We start from the raw sequence: 17459 nt of genomic DNA, 5'->3' as shown, positions 1-17459 counted from the left end.
TGAATTATGCTTTTCTATAAATATCATTTTTTTGTACGAGGATTAAATATTATAGAAAACAAATAGCCAAAAAAGATTGCTGCAGCGATACCACCTGCCGTTGCCGTCAGTCCACCTGTAAAAGCACCAGTGATACCATCTTTTTTTACTGCTTTGATTGCACCTTGCGCTAAAGAATTGCCAAAGCCAAGAAGCGGAACAGTTGCACCAGCACCTCCGAAATCTATTATTTTCTTGTATATTCCTATACCACCTAATATAGCTCCTACTGTAACATACAAAACTAAAATTCTTGCAGGTGTAAGCTTTGTTTTATCCATTAATATTTGAGCAATCACACAAATTATTCCGCCTACAAGAAAAGCACGTAAATAATCCAATTGTATCAACCTCCTCTACACGTAATTTGAAATTGTAACTGCATGAGCTATACCTGGTATTGACTCACCTTGTTGTGTGCTTGTCGGCGATAGCAAGGCACCTGTAGCGATAAATAAAACCCTATTGTAAATTCCGCTTTTTATCTGCTGAAGCAGCCAACCATTTAAAACTACTGCAGAACATCCTGCTCCACTTCCACCGGAATGTACATCTTGCGATTCATCATATATTTCTATTCCACAATCTTTGTATTTATTTTCAATATTCATGCCTTCTTTACTAAGCAACTCCATCAGGATGCTTTTCCCAACTCTTGCCATGTCTCCAGTTATTATTAAATCATAATCGTTTATTGTAAAACCCGTATCATTAAAATGTGTCAAAATTGTATCTGCTGCAGCAGGGGCCATAGCAGCACCCATATTGTTTGCATCTTTCATTCCTAAATCAACAACTTTTCCTGTTGTAACGTGCGTTATATATGGACCTGTGCCATTGGATGACAACAATGATGAACCTGATCCTGTAACCGTCCACTGGGATGTGAATGGCCTTTGGACACCTTGCTCTAATGGAAATCTGTATTGTCTTTCAGCAGTAGAAAAATGACTGGATGTTGTAACAATAATATAATCTGCAAATCCTCCATCTATTAACATAGAAGCTATAGACAATCCTTCAGCCATTGTGGAACAAGCTCCATATAATCCAAACGTAGGTACATTAAATTGTCTAGCAGCAAAACTAGAAGTAATTATTTGATTTAAAAGATCTCCACCTATCAAATAATCAATGTCTGAAATATTTAAACTTGCTTTTTTAAGGGCTAAATTTACAGAGTCTTGAAACATCTTGCATTCAGCTTTTTCCCAGCTTTTTTCACCGTAAGTATCATCAGTCAAAATCATATCAAAATAATCTTTTAAAGGTCCTTGTCCTTCTTTTGGTCCAACTATTGTGCCAGACGATATAATAGAAGGTGGATTTGCAAATTTAACGGTTTGCGATCCCATTTTTTTTATTGCCATAGTAATCACCCTTTTAGAAAATAGTATATAAGCCCTACGATAATAGAGGTACCAACTCCGTAAACTATAACCGGACCCGCTATGTTAAACATTCTGGAAGCCACCCCAAAAACAAATCCTTCTCTTTTAAATTCCATAGCTGGTGAAACAATAGAATTAGCAAAACCAGTTATCGGCACAACAGAACCAGCTCCTGCAAATCGTCCAATGTCATCGTAAATGCCAATTCCAGTTAAAAATGAGCCTAAAAAAACCATTATGATTGCAACTGGTGTTCCGGCTTGTTCGGCAGTCATTCCTCGATTAATAAACAAATTTAAAAAAAATTGGCCAACATCACATATTAATCCACCTACCACAAAAGCCCATAAAACATTTTTTAAAAGAGTAGGCTTTGGCTCATATTTCTGTGCAATATCCTTGTATTCTTGCTGTTTCTTTATATCCTTTTCCATTTTAATGCCTCCATAAAATCGATATATAGTGGGCACCTATTATGGTTGCCCACTTTTTATCTGTCTACTCTAAATGCTATTTGAATATTTGCTTTGTATTCGACAATTTTACCGTCTTTTACGTTAGCAGTTTGATTTAATACTTCTATTCCCGATATATTGTTTACAGTTTTTGCTGCTTCTGCTACCGCATTTTGTATAGCATCGTCCCAACTTTTAGTAGAATCTCCTACGACATTTAAAATTTTAACTACAGCCATTTTAACTCCTCCTTTAAATAAACAAGTACAGCACTATCAGGTATTTTTTTAGTGCTATATTTTAAAAAGTAAATAACAGATAAAGTAAATATAATTATTGAGAAAAATATAATAAGCTTTCTCATTTGTAACACCTCGGTACAGTAATATTATGTGACAATATGTTTTTTTCATACAAAAAGAAGTGCAAATAACTTTACACTTCTTGTAATTGCTCTTTTAGTTTTTTTAAAACTTTCTTTTCAATTCTTGATACTTGTACTTGAGATATGCCTAGGATTTTAGATACTTCTGTCTGCGTCATATCTTTAAAATACCGCAAAACGATTATCTGTCTTTCACGAGAATTTAAATTTTTTAAAACCATTCTTAAAGCCAACTTATCTTCAATTTCATATTCTTGTTCATCGATTCCTATTTTTTCTATCAAAAGCAAATTATCATCTTCATTGTGTTGAGAATTATCATATAAATATTCAGCAGTGGCAGTAGATTCAAACGCCATCGCAACTTCTTCTGCTGAAACATTAAGCTTTGAAGCAATTTCTTGGATTGTTGGTTCTCTATTTAATTCCTTTTCCAATTTGTCTTTCATAAAATAGGCTTTATTTGACAATTCTTTTAATGATCGGCTAACTTTAATAAGTCCATCATCTCTCAAAAACCTTTTTATCTCACCTATTATGATTGGTACTGCATACGTGGATAATTTCACATTATAAGATTCATCAAACTTATTAATGGCTTTTACAAATCCTATACATCCAATCTGATAAAGATCTTCTGCCTCATATCCTCTGTAAGAAAATTTCTTCACTATACTCCAAATAAGGCCGCTATTTTCTTTCAGCAACTTCTCCATTGAAGACTTGTCATTATTTTTAGATTTTCTTATAAGTTCATTTACATCTTCATTCCTTTCATTATCTTTATCAATCATAGCAGCACCTCATTTACCTGAATTGATGTATTTGGTCATTCTAACCTTAGTACCTTTTCCTTTTTCAGATTCAACAACCAATTCATCCATAAAAGTCTGCATAACAGTAAAGCCCATTCCTGATCTATCTTCATCAGGTTTTGTAGTATATAAAGGTTCCATCGCTTTTTCAATGTCCTCTATTCCAACACCATTGTCAATAACTTCGACTGTTAACTTGTTCCCTTCTATCTCTGCTTTTAACATTATATAGTCAATTTTACCTTCATAACCGTGAATTATAGAATTTGTAACAGCTTCAGATACTGCTGTCTTGATATCTGCTATTTCCTCTACAGTTGGATCTAATTGAGCTGCAAAAGCAGCAATAACGGTCCGTGCAAAAGACTCATTCTGAGACTTGCTTAAAAATTTCAATTCCATTTTATTTGAATAACTCATTTATATCCCCCTTTGCATGTTTTTAATAGCTTCTTCTATTGTATCATAGCAATTTATTATCCTTAAAATTCCTGATAACTCGATGACTTTTAAAAGTTGAGAATTAGCACCTACAATTGCCAATTTACCATCATTATCTTTAGCCATTTTATACCTTCCAAGAATCATTCCAATACCGGAACTATCCATAAAATTCAATTTTTCAAAATCCAATATGATATTTTTAAATCCTTTCTGGTATTCAGTATTTATAGCATCTTTAAAAATATCCGATGTATGATGATCCAATTCCCCTTTTATCTTTACTATTAAGGTGTCATTTTTTTCTACAAATTTTATTCCCATATTCATCCCTCCATAATATATTATTCTACATCATAGCTCAATTTCCTCCTTATTTGTAATTTTTTTCTATGAAAATTTTTAAAAAAATACTAAAAGCTTATAAGCTTTTAGTATTTTTTACCCACGATTTATAGATTTTTTCAAAAGTATTTATTAAATTTGTTCTTTTAACACTTTTATCAGCTATTAACGATACTGTCTTTATAAGATTATTACCGTCGTATATTTTCACTGTTCCTATTTCTGAACCTGCTTTCACAGGTGCATCAACATATTTATTTAAGCTTACTATTTGCTTTATATTTTTTGATTCACCTTTTTTCAATAAAATATATTCATCATTTTGGGAAATAGCATTTACGTAATCTTGTTGGCCTTTTAAAACTTTTATATTACCATATACCTTGCCTGCTTCAACAACTTTTTTTGTTTCAAAATTAGCAAAACCATAATCTAACAATTTTGAAGCTTCTTTGAAGCGAGTAGCGGAATCTGGTGCTCCAAATACCACTGCTATAAATCTTGTATCACCTCTTTTGGCAGTTGCAGATAAACAATACAATGCTTCTGAAGTAGAGCCTGTCTTTATTCCATCTGCGCCTTGATAATTCCAAAGGAGCTTATTAGTATTAGCTAAACTAAACTTACCATTTCTAACAGAATCAATTTTATCAGTTAAATATTTAAATACATTTTTATGTTTAACAAGCTCTCTGGATATTAGCGCCATATCATAAACAGAAGTATAGTGTCCATCTTCAGGTAAGCCAGATGCATTCTTAAAATTTGTATTTTTTGCACCCAACTCTTTAGCTCTTTTGTTCATTTCTTCCACAAATTTTTCCTCACTACCTGAAATATATTCAGCCAATGCGACTGAGGCATCATTTGCAGAATTCATCGCGACAGATTTCAACAGATCATCTACCGTCATTTCTTCGCCAACCTCTAAATAAATTTGTGTACCACCCATATCATAAGCATGTTCACTTGTCACAACTTTGTCAGTAGTCTTAATCTTACCAGAATCCAATGCTTCCATAACTAAAAGCATAGTCATTACTTTCGTAACACTGGCAGGAGGTAGCTCTTCATGGCTATTTTTTTCATATAGAACTTTACCTGTATTAGCGTCCATAAGAATTGCAGATTTTGACTTGAGATTGAAATTATCAGCATATGCAAAATTTTCTAACAACATTGAACATACAAACACAAATATCAATGTAAATAATAATGTTTTTTTCAACATTTTATCCCTCCTCTTAAAATTATTTTTTCTAATGGAGGGATTATTATTCCTAAATTTTTAAGCTCTTGGATGAGATCTTTTGTACACTTCTTTTATTTTCGATTTTGAAATTAATGAAATCAAATCACCTTGGTTAAAAGATTTGTATCCAAGAATTTCCTGTACGCTTCTTATGTCAGCTCCATTTTCCAACATGTGCTTTGCAAAAGATTTTCTCAATATACTTGGTGTTATGTCAAATCCTGGATTTACTATGTTGGTATATTCTTTAATGATTTTCCAGCATCCCTGGCGAGTTAACGGTTCACCTCTCAAATTTAAAAACAGGAATTCATCCTGATCTATTTTTCTCCTTACAGAGATGTAGCTTTGAAGCGCATTTGAAGCTGAATCTCCAATTGGTATAAATCTTTCTTTTGAACTTTTGCAATAAATATAACCATAATTAAGATTCACATCTTTTACACGCAGAGATATCAGCTCTGATACTTTTAGACCGGTTGCATACAAGACCTCTAATATCGCTTTATCTCTCAATCCTTTTTCACTATTCTCAAATTCGTGAGATAAAAGCTTGTCAACCTGTTCCACTGACAATGTTAGAGGAATCTTTTTCTCTATTTTCGGTGCATCTAAAGTATACGCTGGTTCTTTATCAATAAACTTATTCATAAATAAGTACTGGTAAAAAGATTTTATGGATGATAAATGACGAGAAATAGTGGATTGTGACATATTTTTATGTTTTAAAAAATTTAAATAGCTAATAATTGTTATTTTATTAACATCATAATATTCGATATTGTTTTCTTTTAAGTACCCCATAAACTGCGTTATATCTCTTTTATAAGATTCAATCGTATTATCGCTTAGCTTTTTGTCATTTTTCAAAAAGTCAATAAAAGCTTGTACAATGCTTCCCATCTACATTACCCCTATTATTTTAGTTATATTTTTATATTCAACATATTTTTTATTTTTCCTTCTTGCTTATTGTATAATATTTTTTAAAAAATAAAGTATTTTAGGTGTAATATATGCTTCAAACACCCCGCTAACTATCATCAGCGAAAATGCAAAATAAACCAATAAAGTATATGTTACAAATTGAGAAAATAAATCATTAATATTGAATCTTCGGTTTTTTAATATATACATCGAAAAATTGATAGCCGTTGCTGAAATAAAAAATAATGAAATTAAAACAAGAATATTCTGAGGCAATATAGCAACCAACGTAAAGAGAATTCCTTTGTATTTCAATTGGTTTATCAGAAAACCAACTGAAAAACCTAATAAAAATCCCCTTATGCCAATAACAATAAATATAAATGGAATTCCAATAATTGTTGCTCCAAGAAGCCACAATACAAACGTCGTTTCAAAATTATTTAAAACAGATTGTTTAAATATTTCAATTGGAACTATCTTCATCTGGCTAATTATTACGTAAAAATTTTTAATGTATTTCATCATATTTTCTTTTTGTACATCATTTAACGTATTTATTGTAAAAGAACCAGATGCTATACCAATCATAAATGACATTAAAATTATGATATATAATATCGAATTGTCTCGAATATGTTTAGATGTCTTTTCTTTTAAATATTTCAAGGCAACGTCCTCCTCCTGCCTCAAATTATATTTTAATTTATGCCATGGAGAAGGACATTATGACTACCTCAAATTATTTTCCCGTAGATACCGCCGCCTCCTGTTTCAATTTTTAGATTGCCATATCTTGCATCTAAGATATTTTTCGCTATTTTTTCGCCAACTGAATTTTTTAATTGTTCAAAAGGCGCTTCATGTGTGACGTATATTTCGCTTCCAACTTCTCTCGTAAGCTTCTTAATTGTTTTTGGGCCGATGCCAGGCAAAAATTCCAATGGAATCTGATATACATATTCAGCTCTAAAGGGCGGGTGTAGCATCTCTTGATCTTTTATCTCATATATTCTGTCTAAAACCCCAAATACTATGTTCTTGCTATTGCAATAAGCACACTTATACGCTGGCGGATCTACATTAGCAACTTTATTGCAATCAAGACAAAATGTTCTATGATATTTGCCTAATGCAGGATTTAGTCCATAATTTCTTATGACTCCTTTCATGGACTTTAATGCAGCTTTTAAGCTTGTAAAATCAGGTTTAGGCAAATCAAATACGTTAAATTCTCTGCCAATTTTTTGTAGCGAATGAGCATCGGAATTGCTTAAAAAAGTTTTACCTCTTAATTCACTTATCATATCTGCCAAAAAAGTATCAGAGCTTAATCCAAGTTCTACCGCATTGACATTTTCAAAATATTCATTAAATATATAATTTAATCTATCTGTCGTATTTCCATAATAACTTTTATATGGCGTAAATATGTGAGCAGGTACAACAAATCCATCTAAGTCTTCTACAATCTTCAATATTTCCACGCTATTTAAACTGCATCTTTGTGTACTTAAATTTACATTATTAATATGTTTAGATAAGGCTTTAGAAAACTTCCTCATCGATTTTATATCTTTCAAAAAACACAATAAATGCGGTGAACCACGCAATTCACCACCTACCTCTATTTCACTTACTAACAGCAATAATACCTTTTGCTTAAATAAAATTCCTCCACCTTCAAGTTCTTCATACAATCCATATTCAGTTTTAAGCAGTTGCTCTATTTCATCTAAAATTTCTGGAGCAGCACAATCAACAATTCCTACAATATCTATGCCTTTCTCAATACATTTATTTAATATATTTTCGACTGTTAGATTTGGTGAAGCGGTGATCTTAACAGGCCTGCCATTTCTAGTCCTTCCTATGTGAACGTGTAAATCTGCATTATAGTACATCTTAAACCCCTTTTCACCTTATATAATACAATAACGCAATAAGTGTTTTTGCATCTTCAATCAAGCCTTTTTGCATCATATTCCTAATCTCATCGACTGTATACTCATGAACATTCAAAAATTCATCTGGATCTGTATTTGATGTGCCTTTTTCTAAATCATCTGCCAAAAATAGATGCAAAATTTCTGTGGAAAAACCAGGAGATGGATAAAATGAAAACAAGTGTTTAAGCTCTTTCGCTATATACCCTGTTTCCTCCATTAGCTCTCTTTTTGCACACTCTATAGGCTCCTCTCCCACATTTAATTTTCCTGCAGGTATCTCCAACAGCATCTTCTCTGCGGGTTTTCTGTACTGTTCAACCATGACTATTTTTCCGATTTTGTTTATCGCTAATATTGAAACACCACCATTATGTTCAACAATTTCTCTTGTTGTTATCTTTCCGTTTGGCAAAACAACATCATCTACTCTCAAGTTTATTATCTTGCCCGAAAATATGACATTTGAACTCTTTGTTACTTCGGTTAGCTCCATTTTATACAATCCTTTCTGATTAGTATATTTTTTACTTAGCTTGCATAAGATAACATCAAAGGAGATGAATGTAATGATTATATGCGAAAACAAAATTTATTTTAAGGGTAAATTTTATGAACTCTTAAAGCTTTTAAATGAACTTTCTTCTAAGTACAAAACGTTTTATGAGTTAATCAACCATTAATAGATCCGAACAATAAACTGCTGCAGCAATACAAGCATCGAAAAACTCGCTTTCTTCATCAAGTCCTCTTCCCATAGTAGTGAATTTAATATCTTTTACATTGTGCAATAGCTTTCTATATTTTTCAACATCAACAAAGTATTTATTCATCTTATCAAATGCGTTATTTTCCAATTGCTTTTTGAGAAGAATCTCTTTTTCATGTTTCAGTTTTGGGACTGCAATAGTGCATGTGCTATTCACAAGTTCTGCTACTGTAACAGTATGATGGCTTATACCGTTGTGTCTTTCTCTTGCGTCATTAAAACTAATTCTAGGTATCAATATAGGATTACCCTTTATTTTGTTTATTGCATCTATAATTGAAGCTTGATCGATGCCTGAAAATCCATATTTTGTTCCTGTCCCGACTATGCCTGGCCCCATAGCTACAATTGCAACGTCGCTTTTGGCTACTTCCTTTGCACATATCAATGCCGAATAAATATTAACAGCCTCAAAATCCCCTCCAAAGGCATGGCCAATAGTAATTGTGGTATCGATAAAATTATTTTTTTTTAAATAATGGACAGTATTGCTGAAAGATATAGGAAGACAAGCAGAATCAGTCATTATATATGAAATTTTAACCGATGGTTTTAATTTCTTTAATATTATTGCAGTAGGAGCCAACATGCTGTGAAGTTCAGCTACTATCGCAGGCATGCCATTCAACCCTTTAAAATTATTAAAAATATCATGGTACGGACTATCTTGTTCTTCTACCGAAAGCACATTAATTTGCATAGGAGAATAGCGCATTTTCATTATATGCCCTATGTTTTTATATTCAAATGAATCGTATCTTGTATTCAATATGACAAAGTCATATCCACCCGTACCCAATTGCAAGTTTCTAGCCGTTTGATTTACATAAACTACATCATCCACGTTTATTGTACCTGTAATCTTATTATAATTTACTGCCTTTGAAACAATTCCTTCTACGTCAATTTCTACAAAGCATATATCAGCCTTTTCTGATATAATGTTTTTTACAATTCCTTTTTTAATTGAAATCACAACTAATCACGTCCTCTGCCAATCATGTCTAAATAATTCAAAAACTTATTTTTTTCTATTATTTTAGACAATGAATATTTTTCAGTAATAATATGAATTAAAATCAAAAATCCCAAGATAATTAGTCGTATATTGAAATTAAACAATAAAACACTTGATATTCCTAACGTAAGTCCAAGAATATTAGAACCAGTATCACCTAACATAATTTTTGCTTTTAGATCCTGTGGTATAAAGGCAATTACAGCTCCCAAAACAATTAGTAAGATTAAAAAGTTTCCAGTGCCTGCTAATAAGAAAATTATGGCTATAAAAAAGAACGCTTTGCAAGCTCTTCCTGGTCTTAAATCAAGCAAATTCAAAAAATTAGTAAATAAAGATATCAATATTGTGTTAACTATTATATCAACTAATCTATTGCTAATATTTATGCTTATATAAAACGATACTATAACGCCTATTACCGCTTTTAAACCTCCTGTTGTCAATTTCATGTTCAGAAGTGATTTAATATGCCCTTTTAATCCTCTGACACTTCTATCACCTAATAAATCGTCGATTAAACCTACATAAGACATCAATACAATGGAAACCAAAAAAATCGACGTCATTTCATCAGAAATCCCAAGAAACTTTGAGATAATCGCTGCAATAAAAATAGTTGGAACAAAAGCTATTCCACCACATACTGGAATCAAAACATTTTTATAATTAGGCTTTAGGCACACATCTTTGTCTAATATCTGAATTATAAATTTTTGAATCACTATCATCAACAAAAAAGATATGATAAAAATCATTAATAATGACACTTTATCACCGGTCCTTAAATATCGCTTTTATTAATAAAACTTTAAGTATATCGAAAAACTGTCTACCTCTATGAATAAAACCTTTGATATCTCTTAATGTAACAGAGTGAGTCATATCAACATCTACTTCTTTAATCTTATATCCTAAATTAAATATGTCGATTGTCATACCAACTTCTATACCATAACCACCATAAATTTTTTTTATTTTGTCAAGCACTTCTTTTTTAAAAACCCTTTGACCAGAGAGTGTAGAATCAAAATCATGACCAGTAAGCATTTTTACGCCGTATTTTGCTAATTTCTTTACAAACCCAAAACCTGATTTAACATTGACTTTAGGAAATCTGGCTACAGTAACATCGGCATCATTATTTAAAACAGGTTTTATTAATTTGATTACCTCTCGAGAAGTCAAACCTACATCTGCGTCAATAAAAGCGATAACATCATTTTTAACGTATTTCAAGCCTTCTTTTAAGGCTCTTCCTTTACCAGAATTATTTTTTAGGTTCACCAATTTTGCTCCTGCTTTTTTAGCTTTATCTGCTGTGTCATCTGTAGAGCCATCATTTATAACAATGATCTCATCAATTTCCTCTATATTCTCCATTCCCTTTATTGTATCAACGATTCTCTTGCCTTCATTGTATGCCGGTATCAAAACACTTACAGCCATCATTTCACCTCGTTTGAATCTGTCTTATTTTGATTTTGATTCTGTTGATATTCTATAAAGGAATCGGGCATAATCGCTGTATCTCCAGCTTTTATTCCATAATTGCCATCTTTGCCTTGCATCACCATTACCAATGAAGTTTGTCCTATAATCGTATCTATGTTATCAACGGTTGACAAGTGTTGTTTTCTATACGCATCCATATAAGAATACTTCACATCGCTTTGTTCAACTCCGACAATCGGCACATTTAAAATTTTCGATTGCCTTATTATTGGGATATCTACTATATTTAAATTGTTATTTTTAAGATTGCTGCCACCTGCTAAAACGATAAAGTCTGTATTTCCAGGTGTACCAGTAAAATCAATGTACCCCTTATCTTTTAAATAAGTTATCAATTCTCCATCTTGCCCAGTAACAAGAACTTCAGTCAGTTTCTCAGATAAAGATTCGATGAGATGGTTGCTGTCAATATTGCCGTATTTAGACAAATTAGTTATTAAATCATCTTTCTCTGACTGATCTAAATTATTTAAATCATCTTTAAATATTGTAACAGATGATATTGTTGCACCTGCTTTCATCAAAGCATTTCTTAAACCTGGATAGATAAAATCATTGTTTGTTTCAATTATTGCGACTTTTACACCATTTAGGCGTCCTTTTACAAGCTCAGGGAAAACAATTTTCCCGTATTGGTTCATATAGTCAAGTTGCTTATTTAAACTTTGTACATTGTCCTTTAAATTAGAATTTTCAGTTTGGATATCTTTAAATTTTTGCTCTAGCTGATTTATGATCGTTTCTTGCTGTTCAGAAAAAACTTTTTGTCCATCCAACATGAATCCTATAAATATTCCGATGCCCAATGCCATAAAAATTGCTGCTATCGTCAATACATAATATCTAATATTTACGTTCATAGATCTCCTCCTAAAATCCTATTAAAAGCCTTATCCTTAGCTGCAAAAGTTTTAAAAGCTGTTGCATAGGTGGTGAAAAATAAGCTATTACACTAAGTGGAACCATTGCAGCAAATATAATACTAAAAACATATGAAAGCCTAAAATTTTCTCTGTATAGTTTGTTAACCCCTTTAGCATCAATAAGCTTAGATCCAATCTTTAATCTTACTAGAAATGTGCTAGACATTCCCTTCCTTCCTTTTTCCAAAAAATCGATCATACTAGAATGAGTGCCAACAGCCACTATTAAATCTGCACCCTTTTCATATGCTAAAAGCATAGCAATGTCTTCACTTGTTCCTGGCGCTTTAAATATATGTGCATCAAGTCCTAATGATTTAACTCTATCTAACCCAGGCGACTTGCCATTTGGATAGGCATGAACTACTATCTCCTTTGCTTTTTTCAAAGCCTTATCGCTTACGCTATCCATGTCTCCAATTATAATATCAGGTGTTAAGCCAAATTCAAGTATTGCATCTGCACCACCATCTACTCCTATCAATATAGGCTTTACATCTGTTATATACTGCCTAATAGTATATAAATCTTCCTTATAGTCTTTTCCTCTTACAACAACCAATGCTTGTCTATCTTTAAACTTTGTCTTCACATCAGGTATTTCAATATCACCCAAAATAAATGACTTTTCTTTTTTAGCATATTCAAGTGTATTCTCAATGAATTTATCCAACTCTACTTCCAAATTTTCCTTACATTCTTCCATTTTGTAATTAATGACATCGTGTGTAAGCAATTTTCCTCTTTTTATCAATTTGCCATCTTTATATATTTCATTATCGATTATAGTAATCTTATCATTCTCTTTAAGCAAATCAAATATATCTTCGCCAACTTCATCTATAATAGGGATACCAGCTTTATCAATAATAGATGGGCCTAAGTTAGGATACCTACCGCTTATCGATTTATTAGCATTTATCACAGCCAAAATCTTCTTTTCAATCAAAGATTCGGCACCAATCTCATCGATATCAACATGATCTATCACAGCGATTTCTCCGGGGCCTATGCGCTTTGCAAGATTTTTCGTCCTTTTGTCCATTTTAACTGTACCAGTAATTTGCATGGTAAAACCTCCATACATCTTTTCTTTGTTTATTATAGCACAATTTTCTACAAGGTAAAACAAAAAATACGGTGAGCTATTCACCGCATTTTTTAATTCGCCTTTAAACTCAATCTTAACTTGTCAGCAATAAGCGCGATAAATTCAGAATTGGTAGGTTTCCCCTTTTCATCGTTAATTGTATAGCCAAATAGATCGTTTAAAACATCGACTTTACCTCTGCTCCACGCAACTTCAATCGCATGTCTTATAGCCCTTTCCACTCTACTGGGAGTAGTCTCATATTTCTCAGCTATCTTTGGATACAAAAGCTTCGTTACAGAATTCAAGTATTCAATATTGCTTATTACTAATGTTATAGCATCTCTTAAATACAAATATCCTTTTATATGCGCAGGTATTCCTACATCATGAATAACCTGTGTTATAAGAGTTTCTAAGTCGACAGATTTTTTGTCTCCGATTATAGGCATGACAGCCTTTGACACCACATCAGGCTGATACTCCATTATCTCTGTTATTCTCTTAGAAAGCAACTCCAAATCAAATGGTTTTAGAATGTAATAATCTGCACCAAGGTTTATTGCTCTTTGTGTAATTTTTTCCTGACCTACTGCCGATAAAATGATTATTTTAGGTCTCTTTTTCTTTAGTTCATTGACTTTTTCTAAGACTCCAATGCCATCCAAATACGGCATTATGATATCCAAGATTAAAAGATCTAAATCATTATCTTGAATAAGTTTTACTGCTTGATTGCCATCATTTGCAACACCTACAATTTCGATATTTTCTTTTGATGACAGGTAGTCAACCATTATACCGACAAATTCCTTATTATCATCACAAATTCCTAATTTAATTTTCTTTAACAACAAACGCCCCTCCTTATGCCATTTTATAAAAAACAAATCTACTTTATAATATTCTACATAAAATTAGAATTTCCTTCTTTTAACAATAAAAAAATTAGGGAAAAATGTAATCCCTAATTCTTAAACACATTTTCGTCATGGTGTAAATTTTCCATTTCATTTATCATCCATTCAGCATATACTGCATATCCTTTAGTTGGGTCATTAACAAAAACATGTGTCACAGCGCCTATAAGCTTTCCATTTTGTATAATTGGACTTCCACTCATTCCTTGGACAATACCACCTGTTTTATCTAGCAATTCTTTATCAACAATTTTTATTATCATCCCTTTTTGATTTGGATTCTTTTGTTCTACTTTTTTTAGTATCTGAATGTCAAATTCCTTTACTCCCGTATTATCTATTGTCGTAAGGATTTTTGCTGGTCCTTCAACAACTTGTGATTGATAACCTATCGGTATTGGTTTTAAACTTATACCACTTGGATTGATTATATTCCCATATATGCCATACTCTGTATTTTTTTCAATATCACCTATTGTGTCAATTTCCTCTAAAAAAATACCTCTCAGCTCTCCTGGACTGCTTCTTTTCCCTTTACTTACAGATGTTATTTTGGACTTCATTATTTGTCCGTTGTTAACCGACAGAATATCTCCTGTGTCTATATCGGTAATAGCATGTCCTAAAGCAGCATAATATTTTTTATCTTCAGTGTAAAACGTCAACGTTCCAATACCCGCCGTATGATCTCTTACCCACAATCCCAGCTTATACTTTTGATCATCTTTAGCCAAAACCGGATGTAATTTTGAATAAACAATATTGCCTTTTCTACTTATTTTAAGTGTTACCATTGTATCTTTTTGCTTATTTATAATGTCTGTTATATCATCAGCAGAGTTAATCTTTATATTATTAACTTCAAGAATTATATCACCTATTTGTATTTTCCCCTCTCTGTATGGACTGTAAATTTTATCATCTGTTCCTATTATATCAGAATATCCAACTACAAGGGCTCCTTTTGTGTTAAGCTTAACTCCAATTGAATCGCCACCAGGAATTACCTTTATTGTTGGTATCACATCAACATAAATACTTTTTATTGGAAATATCCCAAATAACCTGAAATTTATATTCACTTTACCACGGTTTAGCGTTTCAACAGAAAATGGTTTATCAAGATTTAAAATATTATTGCCGCCTTCATCATTATCTATTTTAACAATGCCTTGTCTATCTGTATAAAAGCCTACTTTAAGTGGTAAATTAAAATTAAATTTTACTTTTTCTCCTTCAAAAAATTTATAATAGTTGGGAGTCTGGTAAACACTCTTAATTGCAGGTGTATAATTTATATATATTATTAAAGCGGATAAAAAAGCAAAAATTAAATATTTAATTTTATTGCGATTCAATTTAATCACTCCCTCAAATAAATTTGCTATGATTAAATTAACCTTTTAGAATGATTTATATACTGTCAATAAAAAGTTAGATTTCTAAGTCAATTAATGACTTTTTTTCTAATGGCAAAATAAAAAAAATACGGCTTTAAACCGCATCTTTAAATTAAACTTTTTTTGTAGTTTTCTGCCAAATCAATTAGCTCCTTTGAATGACTGTAAGTAGTGTTTGTAACAACAGAACCACTGATTATTCTCGATAATTCTTTTATTTTTCCTTCATAATCTAATTTTTCAATTTTTATGTAAGTTTTGTCTTTGTCAAATTCCTTTGAAATTTTAAAATGTGAATCAGCCATAGATGTTATTTGAGGGAGATGTGTCACACATATAACCTGGCGATTTCTTGAAATCAAAGCTATTTTCTGTGCCACAGATTGGGCTGCTTTGCCGCTTATTCCTGTATCTACTTCATCAAATATCAATGTAGATATGCCATCAAAGTCGGCCAAAATTGTCTTTAAAGCCAACATAATTCTCGATAGCTCACCGCCAGACGCTATTTTATCAAGCGGCTTTAAAGGTTCACCGATATTAGTTGATATCAAAAACTCCACTTCATCCATACCATTCTCATTTGGTACATCTCTTTTTCTAATATCGACTTTGAAAATTGTATTTGGCATATTTAATTCGCTTAAGACATCACTTATTTTCTTTTCAAGAAAATCTGCTACATTTTTTCTCCTTTTATGTATTTCATCAGAAATCGCTTTAATTTTCTGCATAATTTCTTCTTTTTCTTTGTTTATCTTATATATTTCTTCTTCCGCATTTAATAGCTTTGTAAGTTCATTATTTTTTTCTTCTTTATATCTAATTATTTCTTCAATCGTCCTTCCGTATTTTCTCTTTAAATTCCCCAGTATGTCCAACCTTTTTTCAATTTCATTTAATTCGTCTGCATCAAAATTAATATTCTCAACATAATCTCTGATTTGAATAGAACAATCATCTAATGTATATAAAGCAGTTTGAATCATCTCTTTCAATTTTTCAAGCCTTTTGTCTATTTTATACGATGCATCCAGATTTTTTAATACAGTGCTGAGGTTATCTAAAATCGATGTATTATCATTAACACCTTTATAAAGCAAATTGTAGCATTCATTCATAGAATTAAATAATTTCTCTGAATTGATTAATATGTTTCGCCTTTCAAGTAAATTTTCTTCTTCTCCCTTTTTTATCTTTGCAGATTCTATTTCATTTATCTGATACTTAAGAAGATCTATTTTTGACATCTTTTCTTTGTCATCTGAATAAAATTCCTTTAGCCTTTTATTGAGAATGTTGTATTCAGTTAATAAATCCCTTAACGTGCCTTTTAAATCAAAAAAATTCTTATCTTGAAAATTATCTAAAATTGACAGATGCTTACTGCTATCTAACAGAAATTGATGCTCGTGTTGGCCTAATATGTCAACCAAATACGTTCCCAATTTGCTTAAAAAAGATAAAGGAACTATTCTACCATTAACCCTGCAGTAGTTTCTTCCGTTTTCTGTTATATCTCTGCTAATAACCAGTGTGTCATCATCCTCGTATTCAATGCCTGCTTCATCTAAAATCTTATTTATAACATCAGTGTTTGAATCTACCAAAAAAACACCTTCAACTGTAGCCTTTTGAGCACCATTCCGGATAATATCTTTGTTTGCTCTCCCACCCAGCAAAAGCATCATTGAATCTATAACTATAGATTTACCGGCACCTGTTTCACCAGTAAGAATATTTAAGCCATCGTCAAAATCAATTTCAGCTTCATCGATTAAAGCTATATTTTTTATGTTCAATGCAAGGATCATCGTAATCCCCCTTA

The 17459-nt window shown here is 31.7% G+C and carries 20 protein-coding genes; all 20 read right to left on the bottom strand.

The features are described from left to right. Positions 1-23: 23 nt before the first annotated feature. The 20 genes from spoVAE to recN all read right to left on the bottom strand — a co-directional run bounded on the left by spoVAE (position 24) and on the right by recN (position 17445). Entirely contained in the window at positions 24-380 is a 357-nt protein-coding gene (spoVAE, locus tag ACZ42G_RS06560; protein ID WP_045408060.1) for a stage V sporulation protein AE, read from the bottom strand. Positions 381-395: 15 nt separating this feature from the next. Then, on the bottom strand, positions 396-1409 hold the full coding sequence (gene spoVAD / locus ACZ42G_RS06555; RefSeq protein WP_085111893.1) for a stage V sporulation protein AD: 1014 nt from the start codon (positions 1407-1409) through the stop codon (positions 396-398). 5 nt (positions 1410-1414) lie between these two features. Continuing rightward, entirely contained in the window at positions 1415-1864 is a 450-nt protein-coding gene (spoVAC, locus tag ACZ42G_RS06550; protein ID WP_013787987.1) for a stage V sporulation protein AC, read from the bottom strand. Between the two features lie 56 nt (positions 1865-1920). Further along, complete coding sequence (locus tag ACZ42G_RS06545; protein WP_014758761.1) at positions 1921-2124, bottom strand: dodecin family protein; 204 nt, start codon at positions 2122-2124, stop codon at positions 1921-1923. 196 nt (positions 2125-2320) lie between these two features. Then, positions 2321-3064, bottom strand: a complete 744-nt coding sequence (gene sigF, locus ACZ42G_RS06540) for an RNA polymerase sporulation sigma factor SigF (RefSeq protein ID WP_085111892.1) — start codon at positions 3062-3064, stop codon at positions 2321-2323. Positions 3065-3073: 9 nt separating this feature from the next. Further along, positions 3074-3505 (bottom strand): anti-sigma F factor, encoded by a 432-nt coding sequence (spoIIAB, locus tag ACZ42G_RS06535; RefSeq protein WP_013787983.1) that lies wholly within the window; start codon positions 3503-3505, stop codon positions 3074-3076. Beyond that, entirely contained in the window at positions 3506-3850 is a 345-nt protein-coding gene (gene spoIIAA, locus ACZ42G_RS06530) for an anti-sigma F factor antagonist (protein WP_085111891.1), read from the bottom strand. It lies immediately after the preceding gene. A 97-nt stretch (positions 3851-3947) separates the two neighbouring features. Then, entirely contained in the window at positions 3948-5051 is a 1104-nt protein-coding gene (locus ACZ42G_RS06525; protein WP_240495788.1) for a D-alanyl-D-alanine carboxypeptidase family protein, read from the bottom strand. A 108-nt stretch (positions 5052-5159) separates the two neighbouring features. Next, positions 5160-6026: a site-specific tyrosine recombinase gene (locus ACZ42G_RS06520; protein ID WP_085111889.1), complete on the bottom strand. Its 867-nt coding sequence runs from the start codon at positions 6024-6026 to the stop codon at positions 5160-5162. Positions 6027-6092: 66 nt separating this feature from the next. Beyond that, positions 6093-6719, bottom strand: coding sequence for a stage II sporulation protein M (spoIIM, locus tag ACZ42G_RS06515; RefSeq protein ID WP_085111888.1), 627 nt, complete (start codon positions 6717-6719; stop codon positions 6093-6095). A 68-nt stretch (positions 6720-6787) separates the two neighbouring features. Beyond that, a complete protein-coding gene (locus ACZ42G_RS06510) occupies positions 6788-7954 on the bottom strand; it encodes an endonuclease Q family protein (protein ID WP_464852037.1) in 1167 nt (388 codons plus the stop codon). A gap of 13 nt (positions 7955-7967) precedes the next feature. Then, positions 7968-8492 (bottom strand): NUDIX hydrolase, encoded by a 525-nt coding sequence (locus ACZ42G_RS06505; protein WP_085111886.1) that lies wholly within the window; start codon positions 8490-8492, stop codon positions 7968-7970. A 172-nt stretch (positions 8493-8664) separates the two neighbouring features. Then, positions 8665-9741 (bottom strand): DUF3866 family protein, encoded by a 1077-nt coding sequence (locus tag ACZ42G_RS06500; RefSeq protein ID WP_464852036.1) that lies wholly within the window; start codon positions 9739-9741, stop codon positions 8665-8667. Between the two features lie 2 nt (positions 9742-9743). Continuing rightward, complete coding sequence (locus tag ACZ42G_RS06495) at positions 9744-10541, bottom strand: MraY family glycosyltransferase (protein WP_464852035.1); 798 nt, start codon at positions 10539-10541, stop codon at positions 9744-9746. A 16-nt stretch (positions 10542-10557) separates the two neighbouring features. Then, positions 10558-11232: a glycosyltransferase family 2 protein gene (locus ACZ42G_RS06490; protein ID WP_085111883.1), complete on the bottom strand. Its 675-nt coding sequence runs from the start codon at positions 11230-11232 to the stop codon at positions 10558-10560. After that, on the bottom strand, positions 11232-12158 hold the full coding sequence (locus tag ACZ42G_RS06485; protein ID WP_464852033.1) for a copper transporter: 927 nt from the start codon (positions 12156-12158) through the stop codon (positions 11232-11234). Before ACZ42G_RS06485 ends, ACZ42G_RS06490 begins: the two co-directional genes overlap by 1 nt. A 10-nt stretch (positions 12159-12168) precedes the next feature. Beyond that, a complete protein-coding gene (gene steA / locus ACZ42G_RS06480) occupies positions 12169-13290 on the bottom strand; it encodes a putative cytokinetic ring protein SteA (protein ID WP_085111881.1) in 1122 nt (373 codons plus the stop codon). Between the two features lie 92 nt (positions 13291-13382). Beyond that, positions 13383-14165 (bottom strand): sporulation transcription factor Spo0A, encoded by a 783-nt coding sequence (gene spo0A / locus ACZ42G_RS06475; protein WP_085111880.1) that lies wholly within the window; start codon positions 14163-14165, stop codon positions 13383-13385. 113 nt (positions 14166-14278) lie between these two features. Beyond that, the gene (gene spoIVB, locus ACZ42G_RS06470; RefSeq protein ID WP_464852032.1) at positions 14279-15589 is read right to left on the bottom strand and encodes a SpoIVB peptidase; all 1311 of its coding nucleotides are present in this window, start codon (positions 15587-15589) and stop codon (positions 14279-14281) included. 149 nt (positions 15590-15738) lie between these two features. Beyond that, entirely contained in the window at positions 15739-17445 is a 1707-nt protein-coding gene (gene recN / locus ACZ42G_RS06465; protein ID WP_464852030.1) for a DNA repair protein RecN, read from the bottom strand. Positions 17446-17459: the final 14 nt, after the last annotated feature.

It is taken from the genome of Thermoanaerobacterium calidifontis, from assembly GCF_055381745.1.
Note: the sequence above shows the minus strand (reverse complement) of the source record. Positions and strands in the feature narration are given on the sequence as shown.

Coding starts and splice junctions, on each gene's coding strand:
- sigF (WP_085111892.1), bottom strand. CDS start 3,064: ATGATTGATAAAGATAATGAAAGGAATGAAGATGTAAATGAACTTATA.
- recN (WP_464852030.1), bottom strand. CDS start 17,445: ATGATCCTTGCATTGAACATAAAAAATATAGCTTTAATCGATGAAGCT.
- spoIIAA (WP_085111891.1), bottom strand. CDS start 3,850: ATGGGAATAAAATTTGTAGAAAAAAATGACACCTTAATAGTAAAGATA.
- spoVAC (WP_013787987.1), bottom strand. CDS start 1,864: ATGGAAAAGGATATAAAGAAACAGCAAGAATACAAGGATATTGCACAG.
- ACZ42G_RS06525 (WP_240495788.1), bottom strand. CDS start 5,051: ATGTTGTTAGAAAATTTTGCATATGCTGATAATTTCAATCTCAAGTCA.
- spoIIAB (WP_013787983.1), bottom strand. CDS start 3,505: ATGAGTTATTCAAATAAAATGGAATTGAAATTTTTAAGCAAGTCTCAG.
- spoVAD (WP_085111893.1), bottom strand. CDS start 1,409: ATGGCAATAAAAAAAATGGGATCGCAAACCGTTAAATTTGCAAATCCA.
- ACZ42G_RS06495 (WP_464852035.1), bottom strand. CDS start 10,541: ATGATTTTTATCATATCTTTTTTGTTGATGATAGTGATTCAAAAATTT.
- ACZ42G_RS06490 (WP_085111883.1), bottom strand. CDS start 11,232: ATGGCTGTAAGTGTTTTGATACCGGCATACAATGAAGGCAAGAGAATC.
- ACZ42G_RS06485 (WP_464852033.1), bottom strand. CDS start 12,158: ATGAACGTAAATATTAGATATTATGTATTGACGATAGCAGCAATTTTT.
- ACZ42G_RS06510 (WP_464852037.1), bottom strand. CDS start 7,954: ATGTACTATAATGCAGATTTACACGTTCACATAGGAAGGACTAGAAAT.
- steA (WP_085111881.1), bottom strand. CDS start 13,290: ATGCAAATTACTGGTACAGTTAAAATGGACAAAAGGACGAAAAATCTT.
- ACZ42G_RS06505 (WP_085111886.1), bottom strand. CDS start 8,492: ATGGAGCTAACCGAAGTAACAAAGAGTTCAAATGTCATATTTTCGGGC.
- ACZ42G_RS06520 (WP_085111889.1), bottom strand. CDS start 6,026: ATGGGAAGCATTGTACAAGCTTTTATTGACTTTTTGAAAAATGACAAA.
- ACZ42G_RS06545 (WP_014758761.1), bottom strand. CDS start 2,124: ATGGCTGTAGTTAAAATTTTAAATGTCGTAGGAGATTCTACTAAAAGT.